The organism is Tissierella sp., assembly GCF_052089545.1.
Lineage (GTDB): Bacteria > Bacillota > Clostridia > Tissierellales > Tissierellaceae > Tissierella_A.
This window is the reverse complement of the sequence record NZ_JBQDAA010000056.1, coordinates 10,726-12,308: the sequence shown is the minus strand read 5'-3', so window position 1 is coordinate 12,308 and position 1,583 is coordinate 10,726. Positions and strand designations below refer to the sequence as shown.

1 protein-coding gene is annotated in these 1,583 nt (G+C 31.6%); it reads right to left on the bottom strand.

The features are described 5' to 3' along the window. Window positions 1-37: 37 nt before the first annotated feature. Window positions 38-1,330, bottom strand: a complete 1,293-nt coding sequence (locus ACTHW2_RS05910; RefSeq protein ID WP_442263045.1) for an L-cysteine desulfidase family protein — start codon at window positions 1,328-1,330, stop codon at window positions 38-40. Between the last annotated feature and the right edge of the window lie 253 nt (window positions 1,331-1,583).

The window sequence follows — 1,583 nt, the reverse complement described above, 5'->3', positions numbered from 1 at the left end:
TTTGACAATTCTCTCTCCCCTTTAAAAAACTTAATTTTTAACGATCTAACATTATGTCTATAATTTCATTGTCTAAATCTTTCATTCCTTCACTACAAAATCTTCCTAAACTTTTAATAGTCTTATCTGCTTGTGGGCTTACTATTCCATCAACATCTCCTATGATAACTCCTGCCATAGCAAGTTTTGCTTGGACAATAGCTTCTGAAGATGCAGTTGATAGTTTAAATGCACATCCACCTTTAGCACCATCACATACCATTCCTGTAAGGGTTCCTACCATGTTTTTAATAGCTCCACCAATTTCTTCTAAGCTCCCATCAAGCATCCATACAATTGAAGCTGAGGCACCTATTCCAGCTGCGACAGCACAAGCACATACTGGTGATAAATTACCAACAAATGCTTTTATATAAGCTGTAGTTAAATGACTAAAAGCTAAACTTCTTGCTAACTTTTCCTCATCACACCCTATATGGTCACACATAACAGCTGTCGGAATAATAGCTGTTATTCCTTGGTTTCCGCTACCAGCACTACTCATAACTGGCATGTTTTTACCAGACATTCTTGCATCACATGCAGCAGAAGTTAAAACTCTTGCTTCATTAACAACATCTTTTTGCATCACCCCTTCCTCCATAAGTAAATCCATTGCAGCTCCAAGCCCTAGTACTGACTTTTCTTCTAGACCCACTTTAGAAATATTCATATTTAATTTTACACCTTCTAATAAAAATTTTATATCAGAAAATGGAACACTCTCTACAAAAGTTTTTATATCCTTTAGATTAATATCTTTTAGATATTCATTTATGTTTACTGTAGCCTTTCCCTTTACTTCATTGTTAAGTAAAATTTTATCATTTGCTTCTACATATATAATATTTGTATGAGATTCTCTTATAATACACTTTCCTTTTCCTTTATCAGTTTCAACTATAGCACCAATATAAAAATTTCCTTCTTCATATTCTAAGTTTACATTTACAAGATTTGAATCTAGTAGTTCTTGAGCTTCTCTTTTGCTCTTTTCATTTACGGCTTTAAATACTTCAAGTCCAAGGTTTGCATCTCCACAAGTTACACCAAGAGCTGCTGCAAAAACAAGTCCTATCTCACTAGTTCCAGGGATACCTACTCCCATACCATTTTTATATATATTAGGTGTTACTTTTACATCTATAGATTTTACCTCTCCTCCTATAGCTTCATAAGCTGTGGCAGTAGCAAGTCCTACTGCCACAGGCTCTGTACAACCAAGAGCAGGTTTAACTCCCTCTATAAGTGATTGTAAAAATTTTTCATCATAATTAATATTTTTTGACATATGTATCAATCCTTTCTTTTTTAAAGCTTTTAACTTTAAATATTTCAAAAGTAACTCATACATATTATCAATGCAATATCTATACCACATTATAGTAATTAAAGATAGTTGTTATTTTACATCTTCACTCTCTATTTAATAGGATTTAAGATTATTAAATAGAGAGTAAAATATATTTATATGATTTTTGAAATTTTATATTTACTCTATTTGAAAATTATTGTTTTCACATATGGAAATTAATCATTTATTT